The 19707-nt window shown below is 63.3% G+C and carries 21 protein-coding genes; 17 read left to right on the top strand and 4 right to left on the bottom strand.

Annotation, left to right across the window (positions count from 1 at the left end):
* Positions 1 to 116 precede the first annotated feature (116 nt).
* From nagZ to FJ957_RS09550, 10 genes are all read left to right on the top strand, one after another.
* A complete protein-coding gene (gene nagZ / locus FJ957_RS09595) occupies positions 117 to 1136 on the top strand; it encodes a beta-N-acetylhexosaminidase (protein WP_140830732.1) in 1020 nt (339 codons plus the stop codon).
* A gap of 62 nt (positions 1137 to 1198) precedes the next feature.
* Complete coding sequence (locus FJ957_RS09590; protein WP_140830894.1) at positions 1199 to 1999, top strand: ScpA family protein; 801 nt, start codon at positions 1199 to 1201, stop codon at positions 1997 to 1999.
* Positions 1996 to 2751, top strand: a complete 756-nt coding sequence (gene scpB, locus FJ957_RS09585) for an SMC-Scp complex subunit ScpB (RefSeq protein ID WP_140830730.1) — start codon at positions 1996 to 1998, stop codon at positions 2749 to 2751. Before FJ957_RS09590 ends, scpB begins: the two co-directional genes overlap by 4 nt.
* A gap of 181 nt (positions 2752 to 2932) precedes the next feature.
* Positions 2933 to 3151: a twin-arginine translocase TatA/TatE family subunit gene (locus FJ957_RS09580; protein ID WP_140830728.1), complete on the top strand. Its 219-nt coding sequence runs from the start codon at positions 2933 to 2935 to the stop codon at positions 3149 to 3151.
* A gap of 83 nt (positions 3152 to 3234) precedes the next feature.
* A complete protein-coding gene (gene tatB, locus FJ957_RS09575) occupies positions 3235 to 3963 on the top strand; it encodes a Sec-independent protein translocase protein TatB (protein WP_140830727.1) in 729 nt (242 codons plus the stop codon).
* Positions 3960 to 4823 (top strand): twin-arginine translocase subunit TatC, encoded by an 864-nt coding sequence (gene tatC / locus FJ957_RS09570; protein ID WP_140830725.1) that lies wholly within the window; start codon positions 3960 to 3962, stop codon positions 4821 to 4823. The genes tatB and tatC overlap by 4 nt, the downstream gene beginning before the upstream one ends.
* 191 nt (positions 4824 to 5014) lie before the next feature.
* The gene (serS, locus tag FJ957_RS09565; RefSeq protein WP_140830723.1) at positions 5015 to 6319 is read left to right on the top strand and encodes a serine--tRNA ligase; all 1305 of its coding nucleotides are present in this window, start codon (positions 5015 to 5017) and stop codon (positions 6317 to 6319) included.
* A 4-nt stretch (positions 6320 to 6323) separates the two neighbouring features.
* Positions 6324 to 7082, top strand: coding sequence for a 5'/3'-nucleotidase SurE (gene surE / locus FJ957_RS09560; RefSeq protein WP_140830721.1), 759 nt, complete (start codon positions 6324 to 6326; stop codon positions 7080 to 7082).
* 30 nt (positions 7083 to 7112) lie between these two features.
* Positions 7113 to 7766, top strand: coding sequence for a protein-L-isoaspartate(D-aspartate) O-methyltransferase (locus FJ957_RS09555; protein ID WP_140830720.1), 654 nt, complete (start codon positions 7113 to 7115; stop codon positions 7764 to 7766).
* A gap of 138 nt (positions 7767 to 7904) precedes the next feature.
* Positions 7905 to 9428 (top strand): peptidoglycan DD-metalloendopeptidase family protein, encoded by a 1524-nt coding sequence (locus tag FJ957_RS09550; RefSeq protein ID WP_140830718.1) that lies wholly within the window; start codon positions 7905 to 7907, stop codon positions 9426 to 9428.
* A 133-nt stretch (positions 9429 to 9561) separates the two neighbouring features.
* Here FJ957_RS09550 and FJ957_RS09545 read toward each other — a convergent pair whose 3' ends face one another.
* Entirely contained in the window at positions 9562 to 10434 is an 873-nt protein-coding gene (locus FJ957_RS09545) for an ATP-binding protein (protein ID WP_140830716.1), read from the bottom strand.
* Between the two features lie 267 nt (positions 10435 to 10701).
* Between FJ957_RS09545 and yajC the strand changes: the two genes are divergently transcribed.
* From yajC to FJ957_RS09510, 7 genes are all read left to right on the top strand, one after another.
* Complete coding sequence (gene yajC, locus FJ957_RS09540) at positions 10702 to 11040, top strand: preprotein translocase subunit YajC (RefSeq protein ID WP_140830714.1); 339 nt, start codon at positions 10702 to 10704, stop codon at positions 11038 to 11040.
* A gap of 51 nt (positions 11041 to 11091) precedes the next feature.
* Complete coding sequence (locus FJ957_RS09535) at positions 11092 to 12105, top strand: hypothetical protein (RefSeq protein ID WP_140830712.1); 1014 nt, start codon at positions 11092 to 11094, stop codon at positions 12103 to 12105.
* An 88-nt stretch (positions 12106 to 12193) separates the two neighbouring features.
* Positions 12194 to 14743 (top strand): protein translocase subunit SecDF, encoded by a 2550-nt coding sequence (gene secDF / locus FJ957_RS09530; protein ID WP_140830710.1) that lies wholly within the window; start codon positions 12194 to 12196, stop codon positions 14741 to 14743.
* Between the two features lie 123 nt (positions 14744 to 14866).
* The gene (locus FJ957_RS09525; protein WP_140830707.1) at positions 14867 to 15256 is read left to right on the top strand and encodes an Mth938-like domain-containing protein; all 390 of its coding nucleotides are present in this window, start codon (positions 14867 to 14869) and stop codon (positions 15254 to 15256) included.
* The gene (locus FJ957_RS09520) at positions 15257 to 16123 is read left to right on the top strand and encodes a phytoene/squalene synthase family protein (protein ID WP_246685792.1); all 867 of its coding nucleotides are present in this window, start codon (positions 15257 to 15259) and stop codon (positions 16121 to 16123) included. It begins immediately after the preceding gene.
* Between the two features lie 82 nt (positions 16124 to 16205).
* Positions 16206 to 16631, top strand: coding sequence for a hypothetical protein (locus FJ957_RS09515; RefSeq protein WP_140830705.1), 426 nt, complete (start codon positions 16206 to 16208; stop codon positions 16629 to 16631).
* Positions 16631 to 17581 carry a sterol desaturase family protein gene (locus tag FJ957_RS09510; RefSeq protein WP_181180532.1) on the top strand — a complete coding sequence of 317 codons (951 nt, stop codon included), beginning with the start codon at positions 16631 to 16633 and terminating at the stop codon, positions 17579 to 17581. The genes FJ957_RS09515 and FJ957_RS09510 overlap by 1 nt, the downstream gene beginning before the upstream one ends.
* A 7-nt stretch (positions 17582 to 17588) precedes the next feature.
* Here the strand turns inward: FJ957_RS09510 and FJ957_RS09505 are convergent, their stop codons facing one another.
* From FJ957_RS09505 to trmFO, 3 genes are all read right to left on the bottom strand, one after another.
* A complete protein-coding gene (locus tag FJ957_RS09505) occupies positions 17589 to 17819 on the bottom strand; it encodes a type II toxin-antitoxin system RelE/ParE family toxin (protein ID WP_348642551.1) in 231 nt (76 codons plus the stop codon).
* A 72-nt stretch (positions 17820 to 17891) separates the two neighbouring features.
* On the bottom strand, positions 17892 to 18182 hold the full coding sequence (locus tag FJ957_RS09500) for a type II toxin-antitoxin system ParD family antitoxin (protein WP_140646717.1): 291 nt from the start codon (positions 18180 to 18182) through the stop codon (positions 17892 to 17894).
* A gap of 70 nt (positions 18183 to 18252) precedes the next feature.
* Positions 18253 to 19662 carry a methylenetetrahydrofolate--tRNA-(uracil(54)-C(5))-methyltransferase (FADH(2)-oxidizing) TrmFO gene (trmFO, locus tag FJ957_RS09495; protein ID WP_140830701.1) on the bottom strand — a complete coding sequence of 470 codons (1410 nt, stop codon included), beginning with the start codon at positions 19660 to 19662 and terminating at the stop codon, positions 18253 to 18255.
* Positions 19663 to 19707: the final 45 nt, after the last annotated feature.

Below are 19707 nucleotides of genomic sequence, written 5' to 3'. Positions count from 1 at the left end.
AAGCCGGCGCCGCCGCAAGGCCGCGCCGGCTTTTCGTTGTGGACGGTCGTGGGCTTTGGCTGGTCGGAGGGCAGGGGTGATTCCCTTTGCCCGCTCAAAGCCTTAAGCTTCCGTGCATGAGCGAATCAAAATCCATGATCCTCGGCTGCGCCGGGAAATCCCTCACCGAAGACGAAATCCGCTTCTATCGCGATGAACGTCCCTGGGGCTTCATCCTGTTTGCGCGCAACATCGGCGAAGCCGGGCAGATCCGCGACCTTGTCGCCTCGATGCGCGACTGCGTCGGCCGCCCGGACGCTCCGGTCTTCATCGATCAGGAAGGCGGCCGGGTGCAGCGCCTGCGTCCGCCGCTGGCGCCGAACTATCCGGCCGGCGGCGCGCTTGGCGCGTTGTGGCGCGACGATCGCGAGGCCGGCCGCCGCGCCGCCTGGCTTATGGCGCGGCTGCATGCCTTCGATCTCTCGCGCCTGGGCATCACTGCCGACTGCCTGCCGGTGCTCGATGTGCCAGTCGAAGGCGCCAGCGACGTCATCGGCGCGCGCGCCTATGGCAAGGAGCCCAATGCCGCGATCGAGCTTGGCCGGGCTTCGGCCGAGGGGCTGATGTCCGGCGGCGTGCTGCCGGTGATGAAGCATATTCCCGGCCACGGCCGCGCCTTTGCCGACACGCATTTCGCGCTGCCGACCGTCGATACGCCGTTCGAGGAACTCAGCCGGCATGATTTTGCCCCGTTCAAGGCGTTGAACGAGCTGCCGATGGCGATGACGGCGCATGTCGTCTACAGCGCCGTCGACCCCGACAATCCGGCGACCACATCCGCCAAGGTCGTCGACCAGGTCATCCGCGGCGAGATCGGTTTCGACGGGCTGCTGATGAGCGACGACACCTCGATGAAGGCACTTTCTGGGGATTTCCCGACAAAGGCGGCCTCGATCCTTGCGGCCGGCTGCGATCTCGTCCTTCACTGCAACGGCGTTTTCGAGGAGATGTCGGGGATCGCCTCGCGCACGACGGCGCTGTCGGGCAAGTCCTTGGCGAGAGCCGAGCGGGCGCTGACCTATATAGAGGATCGCGACGTCGCCGACGAAACCGCGATACGCGCAGAATTCGCCACCTATTTCGAAGCGGTGGCCTGAACCGAAGGGACGAAAAGCAAGTGGCGGAGACATTGGAAAGCAAGGCCGCGAAGGCCGCACCGATGGACCGTCTATGGGCCGAGAACGACGATTCACGCCTGACCGGCGACCCGTCGCTGGTCGTCGACGTGGCCGGCTTCGAAGGCCCGCTCGATCTTCTGTTGCATCTTGCACGGAACCAGAAAGTCGATCTGGCGCGCATTTCGATCCTGGCGCTCGCCGAGCAATATCTGGCCTTCGTCGAGAAGGTGCGGGCGCTGAGACTCGAGCTCGCCGCCGACTATCTGGTGATGGCGGCGTGGCTCGCCTTCCTGAAGTCGAAGCTGCTGATCCCGAAGCAGCCGGGCGAAGAGGGCGAAAGCGGCGAGGAACTCGCGGCGGTGCTGCAATTCCGGCTGAAGCGGCTGGAAGCCATGCGCGACGCCGCGGCGCGCCTGGTCAACCGCAACCGTCTCGGCCGCGACGTCTTTTCGCGCGGCCTGCCGGAAATGGTGATCATCGAGAAGCGCAACAGCTTTTCGGCCTCGCTCTACGACCTGCTCACCGCCTACGCGCAGCAGCGCCAGAAGCAGGCGATCAACAATGTGACGATTGCCAGGCGCGCCGTTTGGTCGTTGAAGGATGCGCGTGAGGTGCTGGCGCGGCTGATCGGCTCGGTCGGCGACTGGACGACGCTCGACAGCTTCCTGATCGAATATCTGGCCGCGCCGGAAGAGAAGCGCACGGCGATGGCCAGTTCCTTCGCGGCGACGCTGGAAATGGTGCGCGAGGGGAAATTGGACATGCGGCAGGACCAGGTGTTCGCGCCGATCTATCTGCGCGGCCGCGCGCAAAGGGTAAGGGCAGTCGAGGTGGTATCATGAGCGAACGCGCCAACGCTTCGGTCATCCCGTTCAAGGTCGAGGACGAACCGGAAGACGAGATGGCGGAGCAGGGTTCCATCGAAAACCCGGCCGAGCGGCTGCAATTGTCGGAGGCCGTGCGCATGGCAGAGGCGATCATTTTCGCCAGCGCCGAGCCGGTCAGCGAAAAGCAGCTTGCCGCGCGCCTGCCGGAAGGCATGAACATTGCCGCCGCCATGGCGGATCTGCAGGAAATCTATGCCAAGCGCGGCGTAAACCTGGTACGGGTCGGCGATGCCTGGGCTTTCCGGACCGCAGGCGACCTGGCTTTCCTGATGAGCCGGGACTCGGTCCAGCAGAGAAAGCTTTCGCGCGCGGCGCTCGAAGTGCTGGCGATCATCGCCTATCACCAGCCGGTCACGCGCGCCGAGATCGAAGACATCAGAGGCGTCGAGACGTCGAAAGGCACACTCGATACGCTGCTCGAAACGGAGTGGGTCAGGATGCGCGGCCGCCGCCGCACGCCCGGACGGCCGGTGACCTACGGCACCACCGACGCTTTCCTCGATCATTTCGCGCTGGAGGAGATCCGCGATCTGCCCGGCATGGAGGAGTTGAAGGGGGCTGGCCTGCTTTCGACGCGCATGCCGGCGAATTTCTCGATGCCGGTGCCGCCGGCCGATCCGGACGCGCTCGCCGAAGACGAGGACGCGCTGACCGATATCGACCTCGAGGAGCTCGGGCTGCTGACGCCGCGCGTCACCGACGAGTGATCATCAAATCGCCGCGAATGGTCTATTAGCAGAGGCTGCGCGGATTCGTAGCAAGCCGCTCACGCCGAAAGTGCGTGACATCCGCTAGCCATTTTATCAACTTCGAAGCGGTTGTGTTTGAATCCCCGAGCGAAAACGCATAGATCATCGCCAGGGAAAAACATTCGAGAGAGATTTAGCAATGGGTTCATTTTCGATTTGGCACTGGATGATCGTGCTGGTCATCGTGCTTCTGGTGTTCGGCCGCGGCAAGATCCCGGAACTGATGGGCGACATGGCCAAGGGCATCAAGAGCTTCAAGAAGGGCATGGCGGACGACGACGCCGACGACAAGCGTACCGTCGAACATCGCTCCGACGAGACCGTTTCGCCGGCCAAGGAGAAGGTCAGCAAGAGCTGATCTCGGTTGTTGCTTTGAGCCTGCCGTTGTCCCAAAACCGCTTGGCATTTTTGGGCGGCAGGCGCTCGTCGGAATAGATTGTCATGTTCGAAGTCGGTTGGAGCGAACTGCTGGTGATCGCGGTCGTCATGATCGTGGTCGTTGGGCCCAAGGATTTGCCCAACATGCTGCGCACCTTCGGCCGCACCGCGGCGAAATTGCGCGCCATGGCCGGCGACTTTCAGAAGCAGTTCAATGAGGCGCTGAAGGAAGCCGAACTCGACGATGTGAAGAGTTCGATCGATAGCCTTCGCGGTCTCAATCCGCTGAACGAGGTACGCAAGCAGCTCAATCCGTTCGAGCAGGCCGCGGCCGACGTGCGGTCCGGCGTCGATACGATGATGAAGCCCAAGCCGGCCGCCGATCCGACAGCACCGGCCGCTGAGACTCCGCAGGCCGCCGAGCCGCTCAAGAATGGCGCGACGGACATGCCCGGCGGTAATGGAGCCGAGGCTGCTGCGGCCGCTCCGATCTTCCCGGCCATGACCGACGCCTCCGTCACCGCATCGGTTTCTGAGACCGCCGCGCCGGCCCGGCCGGCGAAAAAGGCTGCGACCGTCAAGGCAAAGACGACCGGCGCCACGGCAAAGGCAGTTGCGGCGGCGAAGGCACCGGCCGCAAAGGCGCCGGCCAAACCCTCGCCGGCCTCGGTTAAAGTCGCGGCGCCCGCCAGGAAGGCGGCGCCCAAGGCTGAGGCAAAGCCAGCCACGGCGAAGAAGCCGGCTGCGAAGAAGGCAACCGACAGCAAGAAGATGGCGGGCGACACCAAGTGAGCGTTTCGGACAAGGAAAAGGAAGAAATCGAAAAATCGTCCGCGCCGCTGATCGAACACCTGATCGAGCTGCGCCGCCGGCTGATCTGGTCGCTGGGTGGCTTTTTCGTCGCCTTCCTCGTCTGCTTCTTCTTCGCCAAGCGCCTGTTCAACCTGCTTGTCGTCCCCTTCAAATGGGCGACACAGTGGGCAGGGCTCGACCCGCACAAGGTCGAGCTGATCTATACCGCGCCGCAGGAGTTCTTCTTCACCCAGGTGAAGCTCGCCATGTTCGGCGGCATGGTGATCGCCTTCCCGCTGATCGCCACGCAGATCTACAAGTTCATCGCGCCGGGTCTCTACAAGAACGAGCGCGGCGCCTTCCTGCCGTTCCTGATCGCTTCGCCCATCCTGTTCCTGATGGGCGCCTCGCTGGTCTATTTCTTCTTCACCCCGATGGTGATGTGGTTCTTCCTGGCCATGCAGCAGACCGGCACCAACGACCAGGTGCAGATCTCGCTGCTGCCGAAGGTGTCGGAATATCTCAGCCTGATCATGACTCTGATCTTCTCCTTCGGCCTGGTGTTCCAGTTGCCGGTGGTGACCAGCCTTTTGACGCGCGTCGGCATATTGTCGTCGCAGGCGCTGGCCGAGAAGCGCAAATGGGCGATCGTCCTTTCCTTCGTCGTTGCGGCGGTGCTGACGCCGCCCGATCCGATGAGCCAGTGCGGCCTCGCCATTCCGACCATCATCCTCTACGAGGTCGCCATCTGGTCCTCGCGCATGATCGAGCGCGCCCAGGCGCGCGACCGCCTGGCGCGCGAGCAGGCGGAGGCGGGGAGTTCGGTTTCGAGCGACACGCCGGACACCTCGGCCTCCTGACCTAAACGGCGCCGCCTGGGGCAGGAAATCGCAGCGGTCCATTTACCGGCCGTCTTGCATCGACGACGGATGCGGTTTACGCCCTCGATCCTTAAAGCGCGCGACGCGGTTTAAGTCTCTATTTTCATGCATGTCGTTGCCCAGAACCGCGGCACACTTGTGGGCGACATGCATTAGTTTGAGGATCGATCATGCTTGACATCAAATGGATTCGCGACAACCCGAAGGCCCTTGTCGAGGCGCTGGTGAAGCGCTCGTGGCCGGCGGGCGAGGCGCAGTCCACGGTCGACGATCTGGTCGCGAAGGACGAGGCGCGGCGTTCGCATCTCAGCGAGTTGCAGGTCAAGCAGGAGCGTCGCAACGCCGCCTCGAAGGAGATCGGCAACGCCATGCGTTCGGGCGATTCAGCGCTTGCCGAGAAGCTCAAGAGCGAAGTCAGCGACATCAAGGTGTTCATCCAGAATGGCGAGGCGCGCGAGCGCGAGCTCGACAAGGCGCTGGAAGACGCGCTTGCCGTGCTGCCCAACGTGCCACTCGAAGACGTGCCTGTCGGCAAGGACGAGCACGACAATGTGGTCAAGCGCATCGTCGGCGAGGTGCCGACGCGGCCGAACTGGGTGAAGGAGCATTTCGAGGTCGGCGAAGCACTCGGCATGATGGATTTCGAGCGCGCGGCGAAACTGTCCGGCTCGCGCTTCACGGTGCTGAAAAGCCAGCTGGCGCGCCTGGAGCGCGCGCTCGGCCAATTCATGATCGACCTGCACACCACCGAGCACGGCTATGAAGAGATCATCCCGCCGCTGATGGTGCGCGACGAGGTGCTTTTCGGCACCAACCAGCTGCCGAAATTCGAGCTGGACCTGTTCTTCACGCCGCATGGCGACAGTCGCCTCGGCCTGATCCCTACCGCCGAGGTGCCGCTGACTAACCTCGTGCGCGAGGAAATCACCGCGCATGAGAAGCTGCCGCTGCGCTACACCGCGCTGACGCCGTGCTTCCGCTCGGAAGCGGGTTCCGCCGGTCGCGATACGCGCGGCATGCTGCGCCAGCACCAGTTCTACAAGGTCGAGCTGGTCTCGATCACCGACCAGGAAAACTCGATCGCGGAGCATGAGCGCATGACGCAATGCGCCGAAGAGGTGCTGAAGCGGCTCGGCCTGCCGTTCCGCACGGTGACGCTATGCACAGGCGACATGGGTTTCGGCGCGCGCAAGACCTACGACATCGAGGTCTGGCTGCCGGGGCAGAACGCCTATCGCGAAATTTCGTCCTGCTCGGTCTGCGGCGATTTCCAGGCCAGGCGCATGGATGCCCGCTACAAGGACAAGGACGGCAAGGGCAATCGCTTCGTCCATACGTTGAACGGCTCGGGCACCGCGGTCGGCCGCGCTCTCATAGCCGTCATCGAAAACTACCAGAATGAGGATGGCAGCGTAACCATTCCTGAAGTGCTGCGGCCTTACATGGGTGGTCTTACCAAGATCGAATCGAAGTGACCGCATGCGCATTCTCCTGACCAACGACGACGGCATCCACGCCGAGGGGCTGGCGTCGCTCGAACGCATAGCCCGCACGCTGTCGGACGATGTCTGGGTGGTGGCGCCCGAGCAGGACCAGTCCGGCTATGCGCATTCGCTGTCGATTTCGGAGCCGCTCCGGCTGCGCAAGATCGGCGAGAAACATTTCGCCGTGCGCGGCACGCCGACCGACTGTGTCATCATGGGCACGAAAAAAATCCTGCCCGGACGGCCGGACCTGATCCTGTCCGGCGTCAATTCCGGCGCCAACATCGCTGACGACGTCACCTATTCCGGCACCGTTGCGGGCGCCATGGAAGGCGCGCTGCTCGGCGTGCGCTCGATCGCGGTCAGCCAGGCCTATTCCTATGTCGGCGAAGACCGCGTCGTTCCTTATGAGACGACCGAGGCGCTGGCGCCGGCGCTGCTCAAGCGCTTGGTGGAAACGCCGCTGCCCGAAGGCGTGCTGCTCAATGTCAATTTCCCCAACTGCGCGCCCGACGAAGTGGAGGGCACCGTCGTTACCGCGCAGGGCAAGCTGGTGCACAGCCTGTGGGTCGACGAGCGGCGCGACGGGCGCGGCCTGCCTTACTACTGGCTGCGTTTCGGCCGCGAGCCGGTCGAAGGCAAGAAGGGCACGGACCTCCATGCGATGCGCAACCGGCTGGTGTCGGTGACGCCGCTGCAACTCGACCTCACCGCCCATGAACTCCGCGACCAGCTGACTAAGGCGCTGTCATGAACAAGGGGTTGGCATGAACACGGTTTTGGCATGAACACGGGCATCGACGACCGCGAAGGTTTCGCCGCTTTCCTGCTCAGGCTGCGCGGTAGGGGCACGGCGCCGAAGGCGCTGGTCGCGGCCTTCGAGGCGACGCCAAGGCGTGGTTTCCTGTCGGCCCAGTTCCATGCGATCGCCTGGTCGGACGGCATGTTGCCGATCGAATGCGGCGAGGCGATCGAGGGCGCCGATCTGCAGGCGGCGGTGATCGCGGCGCTTCATATCGAGCCGGGCAATCGCGTGCTCGAGATCGGCACCGGCTCGGGTTACACGGCAGCCGTCATGTCGAGGCTTGCGGCGCGCGTCATCACCATCGACCGCTACAAGACCCTGACCGAGCAGGCCAAGCAGCGCTTCGAGGCGCTTGCCATCAGCAACGTCATCGCCCGCCAGGCCGACGGCTCCAACGGCCTGCCCAATGAAGGGCCGTTCGACCGCATCGTCGCCTGGGCGGCCTTCGAAAGCCTGCCGCGCTTCCTGCTCGACCAACTGTCGAGCGGCGGCATCGTCATCGCGCCGATCGGCCCGGAGGAGGGCGAGCAGGTGCTGGCCAAACTCACCAAGGTGGGCAGCCGCTTCGAGCGCGAGGACATCGGCATGGTCAGGCTGCAGCCGATCCTGCGCAGCGTCGCGATGGTGATTTAGCGGGCCTCACAGCCCTCGCCAAAATTTCCGCCAATGTTTTAAGAAAATTTTCGTCGGATTCTAATGGGTTAACCGCCCAGTAACATTAACGCGCTTTAATCGTGACCAGTTTGTACCGGGTCTGTGCGGGTTAGTGCGATGCAATTCAATCACTTGAAGGCAAACAGACGTAATCTGGCGCGCGGTTGCGCTGTCCTGATGATTGCCGGCGCGGCGGCCGGGTGCAGTTCCCAGTCGATGCGCTTCAACGGTGTCGATGATGTCTTCACATCCTCCACCAACAATCAGCGCGCCATCATCAACAAGCAGAATGTCGACCAGCCCTATCCGGGCGACACGGTCGCGCCTGCGCCGGTCGACGGCACCCATACCCAGTCGGTGAGCCGCTCGAGCCTCGATCCGGTTACGGCCCAGCAATTGCCGCCTCCCTCGGCGCCGGCTCCAGCAAAGCCGATGCGTACCGCCTCGGCTCCCGCCCTCGCGCCGGCTCCGGCGCTTGCTCCGGCGCCGCATCTCGACAGGACGGCCACCGGCACGGTTGCCACGGCCAAGCCGTTCAAGACCGCGGAGCCCGATGCGGTGCGCAATGCGAGCGCTGCGCCGCACGCGACCGAAATCGTGGTGCGGGACGGCGAGACACTTTCGGGCCTGGCGGCGCACTACCATGTGCCGGCCGATGCCATCGCCAAGGTCAACGGGATCGATCCGAAGAAGGGCATTCGCAGCGGCCAGAAGATCGTCATCCCCGCCTATGCCTATTCGAGCAAGGCGGAGCCGAAGGTCGCCGAAGGCAAGCCGACGAACACGCCGAAGCAGCCCGCTCCGGAGAAGGTCGCCGTGCTGCCGCAGCAGCCCAAGGTCAAGGACGGCAAATCCGCCGCTCAGGTCGATACGTCGGCCGCGGCCGCAGGTTCCAAGAACCCGAAGCCCGCGCCGCAGATGGCCGAGGCCAAGCCGGCAGGCGCCGGCGGCTCCTACACTGTGCAGTCGGGCGACTCGCTGTCCTCGATCGCCAGGAAGACCGGCGTCAGCGTCGTGGCGCTGAAGCAGGCCAACGGCATGCAGGACGGCTTGCTCAAGATCGGCCAGACGCTCAAGGTCCCGGCCGGCGGCACGGTCGTGGCGACCGCCAAGCCTGCCGCTGCCAAGCTTGCCGTCGATCCTGTAACGACGGCGACGACGCAGCCGCCGGCGAAGACCACGCCGTCGCAAACGCTCGCCTCCTACACGCCACCGAAGAAGGACGCCAAGGTCATCCAGCAGGCCGAGGAGGACGATGCGGTGGCGCCCGACGCGACCGGCATCGGCAAGATGCGCTGGCCGGTGCGCGGCCGCGTGATCTCCGGCTTCGGTTCCGGCAAGGACGGCGTCGACATCGCGGTGCCGGAAGGAACGCCGATCAAGGCGGCCGAGAACGGCGTCGTCATCTATGCCGGCGACGGTCTCAAGGAATTCGGCAACACCGTGCTGGTGCGGCACGAGAACGGCTTGGTCACCGTCTATGGCCACGCGAGCTCGATCGAGGTGCAGCGCGGCCAGAAGGTCAAGCGCGGCCAGGAAATCGCGCTGTCGGGCATGAGCGGCACGACCGACTCGCCCAAGCTGCACTTCGAAGTGCGCAAGAATTCGGCCCCGGTCGATCCGACCGGCTATCTCGAATAGAACAAGAACCGTTTTGCGGGCCGCCTGACCTCCAGTCCGGCCCGCCGTCTTCAGCTCGCTCCGCAAGGAGCGGGCTTTTTCAGTTTGTTTCGGCCGTGAGAACCGAAGGTTCGGTTCGCGATCATGGCTAGGCCTAATCCTTCAGCGGCTTGCCAAGCCGACCGGCGAGGTCCTGGGTGAACTGCCAGGCGACACGCCCGGAGCGGCTGCCGCGCGTGGTTGCCCATTCCAGCGCCTCGGCGCGCAACTGCTCGGGGTCGGTCGCCAGGCCGTGATAGCGGACATAGCCGTCGATCATGTCGAGATACTCGTCCTGCGAGCATTTGTGGAAGCCGAGCCACAGGCCGAAACGGTCGGAAAGCGAGACTTTTTCCTCCACCGCTTCCGAGGGGTTGATAGCGGTCGAGCGCTCATTGTCGATCATGTCGCGCGGCAACAGATGCCGCCGATTGGACGTGGCGTAGAAGATGACGTTGGTGGGGCGGCCCTCGACGCCGCCTTCGAGCGCCGCCTTCAGCGACTTGTATGACGTGTCGTCATGGTCGAAGGAGAGGTCGTCGCAAAACAGGATGAACCGATAAGGCGCTGCCTTCAGGAGGCCCATCAGCTTGGGCAGCGTGTCGATGTCCTCGCGGTGGATCTCGATCAGCTTCAGCGGCCGGTCGAGCTTGTCGGAGGCGTTGACGGTGGCATGCACGGCCTTGACCAGGGACGATTTGCCCATACCGCGCGCGCCCCACAAAAGCACGTTGTTGGCCGCGTAGCCGGACGCGAAGCGCTCGGTGTTGTCGAGCAGGATGTCGCGCACGCGGTCGACGCCGCGGATCAGGCCAATGTCGACGCGGTTGACCTTGCGAACCGGTTCCAGATAGCCGGGCTCCGCCTGCCAGACGAAGCAGTCGGCAATGCCGAGGTCGGTCTGCGGAACCGGCGGCGGGGCGAGGCGGGATACCGCCTCGATCAGGCGGTCGAGTTTCTTGTTCAGGGCGTCCAGGCTGTCGGTCATATCAGGTCTTTTTGTTGTGATATTTCAGCACGTGGGAGCAGCTTCCACGGCGTCGCTGCAAGAACCAGGCCCAAGCTTTTGTTGGAGCATGATTTTTTCGGTGGCCTCGAAGCCGCTTCCGCTGCGACGCTCTAGCACGCCGCAAACGGCTGGAAAAGCAACGGATTGGCCTCGCAGCGCAGTTGCATTGGCTAGTTTACCGACTATATTCCGGCCAAATTTTCGCGGGGCCGCTCCGGCGGTATTTCACCATCCAGGAGTTTCTTGATGTTCGTTACACCGGCATACGCCCAGGGCGTCGGCGCTTCGCCAGACATGCTTATCTCGATTTTGCCGTTTGTCCTGATTTTCGTGATCATGTATTTTCTGATCATCCGGCCGCAGCGCGGGCAGCTGAAGAAGCGCCAGGAAATGCTCGCGGCGGTGCGCCGCGGCGACACGGTGGTGACCGGCGGCGGCTTCGTCGGCAAGGTGACCAAGGTGATCGACGACAATGAACTGGAGATCGACCTTGGCGGCGGAACCAAGGTGACCGCGCTGCGCTCGACGATCTCGGACGTGCGCGTCAAGGGCGAACCGGTGGCGAACCAGAACGCCAAGAAGTAGGCGAAATCCAGCGGTGATGGCCGCGGGCAGGGTTCTGACGAACGGCGGCAAATGGTCTATCTTTCGCGCCTGAAGGTCATTTTGATCGGGCTTGCCCTGATCTCGATGGTCTTCGGCGCGCCGAATGTTCTCGCCGCGGTGCCCGGCGCGCATATCTTGTTTCGCCTGGATACCGACCAGGTAAAAAGCCGCCGGCTGGAAGCAATGCGCGACCAGGTCAGGACGCTGCTTCGCGACGCCGAACCCAGGATCAACTATAGCGGCCTTGTCGTATCGGGCCTCACGGTTCAACTGCGCATTGGCGATCCCGTGCAAATCGAGGCCGCCAAAGCGGCACTCAAGGCGGTGGTCGATCCCATTGCCGGCAAGGAAGGCCCGGTCCAGGAATTTGCGCTGGACGATAGCGAGCGCGGCCTGTTGAAATTCACCATGACCGATGCCGGCGCGAAGTATCGAACCTATGCCGCGCTCACACAGTCGATCGAGGTCATCAAAAATCGCCTCAACGAACTTGGCGTTGCCGATCCCGCGGTCCAGTTGACGGATGACGGCATACTGGTTCAGGCGCCAGGCGTCGCGGATCTGCACAGCCTGGCGCATACCCTTGTGCGGCAAGGCCGACTGAGCTTCCAATTGGTCGATACGTCGACGCCTGTGAACGATGCGGTCAACGGCCAGGCGCCTGCCGGTTCAACGGTGCTTTACACGCAGGATGATCCGCCAGTTCCCTATCTGGTCGAAGACCGGGTGCTTGTCTCGGGTGAGAGCGTGCTGGGCGCGGAAGCGATCCGCGACAGTTCGACAGAACAGTTTGTCGTCGCATTCCGGCTCGATTCCAAGGGTACGCAACGTTTCAAGTGGGCAACCACGCGGAATATCGGCAGGCCATTTGCGGTGATTTTGGACGATCAGGTGATTTCAGCGCCTATCATCCGGGAACCCATCGAGCATGGCACTGTCCAGATATCGGGAAATTTCACGGCTGAAAGTGCCAGGGAACTCGCGCTGTTATTCCGCACCGGCGCGCTGCCGGCGAGATTGACAATCGTCGAGGAAGCACGATAGGGCCGGCCATGGCCGGAATGACAACCATAGCTGACTACGAGCCGATGGCGGAACGCTGCCGCTTGTACGCCTGAACGGATAAGAACGAATGCTCTATTTCTCGCGCCTGAAGATGATCCTGATCTGGCTCGCAGTGGCCATTACAGTGATCCTTGCCGCGCCTAACCTTTTCCCGGCAAGCACGCTGGCGCAACTGCCGAGCTGGGTGCCGAAACGGCAGATGACGCTCGGCCTCGACCTTCAGGGCGGTTCGCACATTCTGCTGCAGATGGATCAGAACGACCTGATCAAGGATCAACTGCAGACGACGCGCGACGAGATCAGGACGCTGCTGCGCGACGCCAAGATCCAATATACCGGCCTTGGCGGAACAGGCCGAACCGTGCAGGTGCGCATCAACGATGCGAGCCAGGTCGAGGCCGCCAAGACCGCGCTGAAGCCGATAACCAACCCGGTCACGGCCGGTCTGTTTGCCGGTGGTTCCGTGCAGTCGATGGCGCTGGACGATTCCGAGCCTGGGCTGTTGAAGTTCACCGTTACGGATGCCGGCATCAAATATCGTACCTCGACCGCTCTCTCGCAGGCGATTGAAGTGGTGGAGCGACGCGTCAATGCGCTAGGCACGACCGAGCCGATCGTGCAGCGGCAGGGCGACGATCGCATCCTGGTCCAGGTGCCCGGGCTTCAGAATCCGCAAAGGCTCAAGGACATTATCGGCCAGACCGCGAAGCTGACGTTCCAGATGGTCGACACGTCGGTGCCGGTCCAGGATGCGATGAAGAATCGCCCGCCGGCCGGCGACTCGATCCTTTATTCGCAGGACGATCCTCCGGTTCCTTACCTCGTCGAGAACCGCGTCATCGTATCGGGCGAAGACCTGTCGAATGCGACGCCGACTTATAATTCACAGACCAATGAGCCGGTGGTTTCGTTCACCTTCAATTCCCGCGGAGCGACGCGGTTCGGTCAGGCGACCCAGCAGAATGTCGGCAAGCCATTCGCCATCGTGCTCGACAACCAGGTGATTTCGGCGCCGGTGATCCGCGAGCCGATCCTCGGCGGTAGTGGGCAGATATCCGGCAATTTCACGGCCGAGAGCGCCAACGACCTCGCCGTCTTGCTGCGCGCCGGCGCCCTGCCGGCCAAATTGACCATCATCGAAGAGCGTACCGTCGGCCCGGGCCTTGGTCAGGACTCCATCCACGCCGGCAAGGTGGCTGGTGTGATCGGCTCGATCCTCGTCGTCGCCTTCATGTTCGTCGCCTATGGTTTCCTCGGTTTCATCGCCAATGTCGCTTTGGCCGTGCACGTGGCGATGATCGTCGGCGCGCTGTCGCTGCTCGGCGCAACGCTGACCTTGCCCGGCATCGCCGGTATCGTGCTCACCATCGGCATGGCGGTGGACTCCAACGTTCTGATCTATGAACGCATCCGCGAAGAGCGGCGCAACGGCCGCTCGGTCATCCAGGCGATCGACACCGGCTTCTCCAAGGCGCTTGCGACAATCGTCGATTCCAACGTCACCTCGCTGATCGCGACCGTCGTGCTGTTCTTTCTGGGCACCGGTCCCGTGAAGGGCTTCGCCATTACCTATGCCATCGGCATTCTGACGACGGTCTTCACCGCCTTCACCTTCACCCGCATGCTGGTGTCGATCTGGCTGCGCCGCGCTCGTCCGAAGGAATTGCCGCGCGCGCCGGTCACCTTCATTCCGCCTGGCACCAAAATCCCGTTCATGGGCATCCGCCGCTGGACATTTGCTCTCTCCAGCACGTTGTCGATCCTGTCGGTCGTCGGGTTCCTGACTCTTGGCATCAACTACGGCATCGACTTCAAGGGCGGCTCGCTGATCGAAGTGCAGTCCAAGCAGGGCGATGCAGATCTTGGCGATATCCGCAGCAGGCTGTCCGAGCTCAACATCGGCGAGATCCAGGTGCAGCAGTTCGGCGCGCCGAACGACGTGCTGATCCGTGTCGGCACGCAGGACGCCGGCGAGAATGCCGAGCAGACCGTCATCGACAAGGTGCGGGGCGAGTTGCAGGATCAGTATGATTTCCGCCGCGTCGAAGTGGTGGGTCCGACGGTTTCCGGCGAGCTCGCCAAGCAGGGCACCATCGCCATGCTGATCGCGCTGGTCGGCATCCTGCTTTATGTCTGGTTCCGCTTCGAATGGCAGTTCGCCGTCGGCGCCATTGTCGCCACGGTGCACGATGTGGTGATGACGATCGGCTTCTTCGTCCTCACAGGACTTGAGTTCAACCAGTCGTCGCTGGCGGCGATCCTGACCATCATCGGCTATTCGCTGAACGACACCATCGTCGTCTATGACCGCGTGCGCGAGGATCTTCGAAAATACAAGAAGATGCCGCTGCCGCAGCTCCTGAACAACGCCATCAACGAGACGCTGTCGAGAACCACGCTGACCTCTGTCACCACGTCCCTGGCGCTGTTGGCGCTGGTGCTGTTCGGCGGCGAGGTGATCCGCTCGTTCACGCTGGCAATGCTGTTCGGCGTGGTGTTCGGCACCTATTCGTCGATCTTCATCGCCGCGCCGCTGCTGATTCTGTTCCGCTTGCGGCCGCAGGCCGCCACCGAAGAAGAAAAGAAGCCGGTGAACGGCAAGGCCGTGGCGACCTGACGCCGTCAGAGCCGGATGTTTTCAGGTCGAGCCGACCTGAAATCATCCGGCTCAAATCAAAGAGATAGAGCATGATGTCGCCCGAAAACCGCTCCACACTTTTCGGCATCATGGTCTAGACCCATGGCCAAAGGCATCATCATCCGCGAGGCGCATTTCCCGGGCAAGGCGCCGATCGAGGCCTATGGCAATGGCGGCTTCCGTTTTGCCGACATGTCGCATCGGGGCTCGCTGCTTGTCCTGCCGTCGGGTATCCATGGTTGGGAGCCGGCCGATCCACTGGCGCTGAAGGCCTCGGACTTCGACAGGCTGTTCGCCGAGGTCGGCAGGGTGGAGATCCTGCTGGTCGGCATGGGCAAGGAATTGCGGCCGCTGCCGACGGCGCTGCGCGCCGCCCTCAAGGAGGCCGGCATCTCGGCCGACCCGATGTCGACCGGGGCGGCGGTGCGGACCTACAACGTGCTGCTCGCCGAAGACCGCGCGGTGGCCGCTGCGCTGATCGCCGTAGACTGAATGGCCGGCACGTCCAACATCGTCAAGAATGGCGACGTCGTCATGGATGCGGTGCGCGCCGCCGACCATGACCGGTATCTGTCGGCGCTCTACGCGCCGGCCGACAGGCGCGACGTGCTGCTCGCGCTCTACGCCTTCAACGCCGAGATCGCCGGCGTGCGCGATCGCATCCACGAGCCACTGCCGGGCGAGGTCAGGCTGCAATGGTGGCGCGACGTCATCGCGGCCGACGGGCCGGAGGAGACCGGCCATCCGATTGCCGATGCCCTGAAGGCCGCGATCGTCGGCAATCATCTGCCGAAATCCGCTTTCGACAACATGCTCGAGGCGCGCATCTTCGATCTTTATGACGATCCGATGCCGTCGCGGACCGACCTCGAGGGCTATTGCGGCGAAACGGCCGCTGCACTGATCCAGCTTGCGGCCATGGTGCTCGATCCGGTCGCGGCGCCGCGCTTTGCCGAACTGGCAGGCCGGGCCGGTTGCGCTCAGGCCATCACCGGCCTGCTGCTTCTGCTGCCGCTGCATCGTCGGCGCGGCCAGTGTTTCGTGCCCGCGGACATTCTGGCGGCCGCCGGCACGACGCCGGAAGAGTTCGTCAAGGGCGAGGGCGGGGCTGCCGCGGAACGCGCGGTCGCTGCGATGATCGCGCTGGCGTGGGACCATCTCAACGCCTTCGCGAAAGGCGCGCCGGCGCTTCCTGTTGCGCTGCGGCCTGCTTTCCTGCCGTTGGCGCTGACCCGTATCTATCTCGACAAGATGGAGAAGGCGGGGGGGGCTCCGCTCGGCTCGACGGCGACGCTCTCCGCCCTGCGCCGCCACTGGCTGCTCCTGCGTCATGCGATGCGGGGCTGGACGCCCCTTTGACGTAAACGTCAATCGTGCTAGGGGTTCCGTTTATGTGGACTCGCGTCAAAGAAATGCGGGCCGCCGGAGGAGCCGTCTTTCCATGAGCCTGCCAGTCCTGGTCGTCCTTGTCGTGTTCGGCATCGCGCTATCGGTCGCGGCCGTGCATTTCACCGGCGGCACGACGACCGCGACGCTTGCCGGCGCCGATCATGCGCTCGCACGCTTTGCCGAGGATTTTCCTGACGAAAGACCGGGTTCAATACGGCTGACAGCCGACAGCCATGCCGCGTTTCTCGATCTTGGCCCGCAGCGCTGCGGCATCGTCCGGAGCATAGGCGATTGTTTTCTGACGCGCATCGTCACGCCCCAGGACATTCTGGCGCTGACCAGGGAAGGCAATGTGGTCTCGCTGCGGCTCAATGATTTCACCTGGAAAGGCGGGCGGTTTGCTTTTGCCGACGAAGCCGGCGCGCTGGCCGTGGCGGCGGCATTGCAAAGCCATGATCGGATCCGGGAGGCGGCGTGATGGACGAGTATAATTTCCCGCAGGTCACCCAGCTTGCGATCCCGTTCTTCGTCGCGGCGATCCTGATCGAGCTCTGGCTGGTGCGCACCGGCCGCGCCAGGGGATCGTTCGAAACGCGCGACACGCTGACCAGCCTGATGATGGGGACCGGCAATGTCGTCGCAGGCTTACTGCTCGGCGTCGTGTCCTATTGGGCGCTGCTGTGGCTGTGGCAATTCCGCTTCTTCAATCTCGGCCTGCAGATCTGGGTGTTCGTCGCCGCCTTCCTGCTCGACGACCTGCGCTACTATGTCTATCACCGCATCGCGCACCGGGTGCGATGGGTGTGGGCCGAGCACGTCAACCATCATTCCAGCCAGCACTACAATCTCTCGACGGCGCTGAGACAAAGCTGGACAGGGCTGTTCACCTTCACCTTCATCCTGCAGGCGCCGCTGGTGCTGCTCGGCTTCCATCCTGCGGTGATCGCCTTCGTCTTCGGCTTCAACCTGGTCTGGCAGTTCTGGATCCACACCGAGACGATCGGCAAGATGTGGGGCTGGTTCGAATTCATCTTCAACACGCCTTCGCACCACCGCGTCCACCACGCCACCAATCCGCGCTATCTCGACGCCAATTATGCCGGCACGCTGATCGTCTGGGATCGCATGTTCGGCACCTTCGTCGAGGAATTGGAGGAGGACCGGCCGCGCTACGGCATCGTTAAGAACATCGGCACTTTCAATCCGCTGAAGGTGGCCTTCCACGAATGGATCGGCATGTTCAAGGATGCGCTGGCGCCGGGCCTGACGCCTGGTCAGCGTGTCAACTATCTCATCCAGCCGCCAGGCTGGAGCCATGACGGTTCGCGCGATACGTCCGAGACGCTGAAGGCGGGTTATGTGCGGAGGAATCCGGGAGAGGCGGGCAAGCCGGGATTGCCAGGGCGGGTGCCCGAGCCGGCGGAGTAAGACCCCTTCAGGATGGAGCGCTCGACCCACCGTCTCGAATCAACGTCTCGTAGTCGCGACCGCCGTAGAAGATGTTGATGATGCGAACGACATCGCTTTCGACAATATAGGTGATGACGGCAGAATGCTCGAAAGGGACGGTTCGCAAGCCTAGTACGATATCGTCGCGAGTTCGGCCGCCGCGAGGGGCGTTTCCGATGTTCTGGCAGCGGTCTTCGATGCGCAGAACGAATTTCAACGCGACGTAGCCTCGACTATGTGTCTGAAAATATTAGCGAGATCATCTCTCGCGCTTTGGCTGTATTCGACTTCAAGCCGCTGAATCATCGTCGGGGCTCGAATACTCGGCAAACAGCCCTTGAAGATGAGCGCGCACCTGTTCTCCTGAAAGATTCGGCCTCTTGTCCTCGATCGAAGCCTTCACCCGCGCCCGGATCGATGCCATGCGCTCGGCATGCTCTTCCTCTTCGCGCTGGAAGGCGCGGAGCGCTGCGCGGACGACTTCGCTGGCGGAGCCGAAAGACCCGTCCTCGACTTTCTCGCGGATCATGCGCGCCATGGCAGGCGTGACGGTGATGGATAGTTTCTCGGCAGATTCCATGGCATCGCTCCATGCATATAAAGTGGGATGATATCCTACTTTATATGCATGGCCAATGGGACAGAAAAGCTTATTCGGCTGCCTCAGCCCTGCCCGGCAGCCCCAACCATGCCCTGCATTCAGCCAGGGCGCGGGAGGTGATGGCGTGCCTTTTGGCGACGGTCTTGTCCTTGCCGCGCAGACGCTTGCCTTCGGTCTTCGGTGCTTCCACGGGTGGGAACAGACCGAAATTGACGTTCATCGGCTGGAAGGAGCGTTTGCCGGGCTCGTCGTCGGAGACGATATGGCCGCCGGTGATGTGGTTGAGCAGTGCGCCGAAGGCGGTGGTCGAGGGCGGCAGCGAGGGCGTCTGGCCAAGCCGTTCGGCGGCGGCGAAGCGGCCGGCGAGCAGGCCGATGGCGGCACTTTCGACATAGCCTTCGCAACCGGTGATCTGGCCGGCGAAACGCAGGCCCGGCCGCGATTTGAGCTGCAGCGACGGATCGAGCAGCGTCGGCGAGTTGATATAGGTGTTGCGGTGCAGGCCGCCGAGACGCGCGAAGTCGGCGTTTTCAAGGCCGGGGATGGTGCGGAAGATGCGCACCTGCTCGGCATGCTTCAGCTTGGTCTGGAAGCCGACCATGTTGTAGAGCGTGCCCAGCGCATTGTCCTGGCGAAGCTGCACCACCGCATGGGCCTTGACCGTCGGATTGTGGACGTTGGTCAGGCCCATCGGCTTCATCGGCCCGTAACGCAGGGTCTCGACGCCGCGCTCGGCCATCACCTCGATCGGCAGGCAGCCGTCGAAATAGGGCGTGCCTTCCCACTCTTTGAATTCGGTCTTTTGGCCGTCGAGCAGCGCCTGGACGAAGGCGAGATACTGGTCCTTGTCCATCGGGCAGTTGATATAGTCCTTGCCGGTGCCGCCGGGGCCGACCTTGTCGTAGCGCGACTGGAACCAGGCGGTGTTCATGTCGATCGTGTCGAAATGCACGATCGGCGCGATGGCGTCGAAAAAGGCAAGCGCATCGGAGCCGGTGGCTTCCGCGATCGACTGCGCCAGCGAAGGCGCTGTCAGCGGGCCGGTGGCGATGATCGCCTGGTCCCAATCCTTGGGCGGCAGTCCCGGCACTTCCTCGCGCTGGATGGCGATCAGCGGATGCGCCTCGATCTTCGCGGTGACCGCGTCGGAAAAGCCGTCGCGGTCGACCGCCAGCGCACCGCCGGCCGGAACCTGGTTGGCGTCGCCGGCGCTCATGATCAGCGAGCCGGCAAGCCGCATTTCGGCATGCAGCAGGCCGACCGCATTGTTTTCGGCGTCGTCGGAGCGGAAGGAGTTCGAGCAGACGAGCTCGGCCAGACTGTCGGTCTTGTGGGCGTCGGTGCCGCGCACCGGGCGCATTTCATGCAGCACGACCGGAACGCCGGCCTCAGCGATCTGCCATGCGGCCTCGGAGCCGGCGAGGCCGCCGCCGATGACATGTACGGGATTTTTGCTCATGAGGGGAATTATAACCCCGCGAAGTCGAATGCAATGGCGCACTGG

Source organism: Mesorhizobium sp. B2-4-6, from assembly GCF_006442775.1.
Lineage (GTDB): Bacteria > Pseudomonadota > Alphaproteobacteria > Rhizobiales > Rhizobiaceae > Mesorhizobium.
The sequence above is the reverse complement of the archived record's forward strand: the minus strand, read 5'-3'. Positions and strand labels throughout refer to the sequence as shown.

Excerpts from the sequence above, each read along its gene's own strand:
- nagZ (WP_140830732.1), top strand. The coding sequence starts at position 117 with ATGAGCGAATCAAAATCCATGATCCTCGGCTGCGCCGGGAAATCCCTC.
- FJ957_RS09590 (WP_140830894.1), top strand. The coding sequence starts at position 1,199 with ATGGACCGTCTATGGGCCGAGAACGACGATTCACGCCTGACCGGCGAC.
- scpB (WP_140830730.1), top strand. The coding sequence starts at position 1,996 with ATGAGCGAACGCGCCAACGCTTCGGTCATCCCGTTCAAGGTCGAGGAC.
- FJ957_RS09580 (WP_140830728.1), top strand. The coding sequence starts at position 2,933 with ATGGGTTCATTTTCGATTTGGCACTGGATGATCGTGCTGGTCATCGTG.
- tatB (WP_140830727.1), top strand. The coding sequence starts at position 3,235 with ATGTTCGAAGTCGGTTGGAGCGAACTGCTGGTGATCGCGGTCGTCATG.
- serS (WP_140830723.1), top strand. The coding sequence starts at position 5,015 with ATGCTTGACATCAAATGGATTCGCGACAACCCGAAGGCCCTTGTCGAG.
- surE (WP_140830721.1), top strand. The coding sequence starts at position 6,324 with ATGCGCATTCTCCTGACCAACGACGACGGCATCCACGCCGAGGGGCTG.
- FJ957_RS09555 (WP_140830720.1), top strand. The coding sequence starts at position 7,113 with ATGAACACGGGCATCGACGACCGCGAAGGTTTCGCCGCTTTCCTGCTC.
- FJ957_RS09550 (WP_140830718.1), top strand. The coding sequence starts at position 7,905 with ATGCAATTCAATCACTTGAAGGCAAACAGACGTAATCTGGCGCGCGGT.
- FJ957_RS09545 (WP_140830716.1), bottom strand. The coding sequence starts at position 10,434 with ATGACCGACAGCCTGGACGCCCTGAACAAGAAACTCGACCGCCTGATC.
- yajC (WP_140830714.1), top strand. The coding sequence starts at position 10,702 with ATGTTCGTTACACCGGCATACGCCCAGGGCGTCGGCGCTTCGCCAGAC.
- FJ957_RS09535 (WP_140830712.1), top strand. The coding sequence starts at position 11,092 with ATGGTCTATCTTTCGCGCCTGAAGGTCATTTTGATCGGGCTTGCCCTG.
- secDF (WP_140830710.1), top strand. The coding sequence starts at position 12,194 with ATGCTCTATTTCTCGCGCCTGAAGATGATCCTGATCTGGCTCGCAGTG.
- FJ957_RS09525 (WP_140830707.1), top strand. The coding sequence starts at position 14,867 with ATGGCCAAAGGCATCATCATCCGCGAGGCGCATTTCCCGGGCAAGGCG.
- FJ957_RS09520 (WP_246685792.1), top strand. The coding sequence starts at position 15,257 with ATGGCCGGCACGTCCAACATCGTCAAGAATGGCGACGTCGTCATGGAT.
- FJ957_RS09515 (WP_140830705.1), top strand. The coding sequence starts at position 16,206 with ATGAGCCTGCCAGTCCTGGTCGTCCTTGTCGTGTTCGGCATCGCGCTA.
- FJ957_RS09510 (WP_181180532.1), top strand. The coding sequence starts at position 16,631 with ATGGACGAGTATAATTTCCCGCAGGTCACCCAGCTTGCGATCCCGTTC.
- FJ957_RS09500 (WP_140646717.1), bottom strand. The coding sequence starts at position 18,182 with ATGGAATCTGCCGAGAAACTATCCATCACCGTCACGCCTGCCATGGCG.
- trmFO (WP_140830701.1), bottom strand. The coding sequence starts at position 19,662 with ATGAGCAAAAATCCCGTACATGTCATCGGCGGCGGCCTCGCCGGCTCC.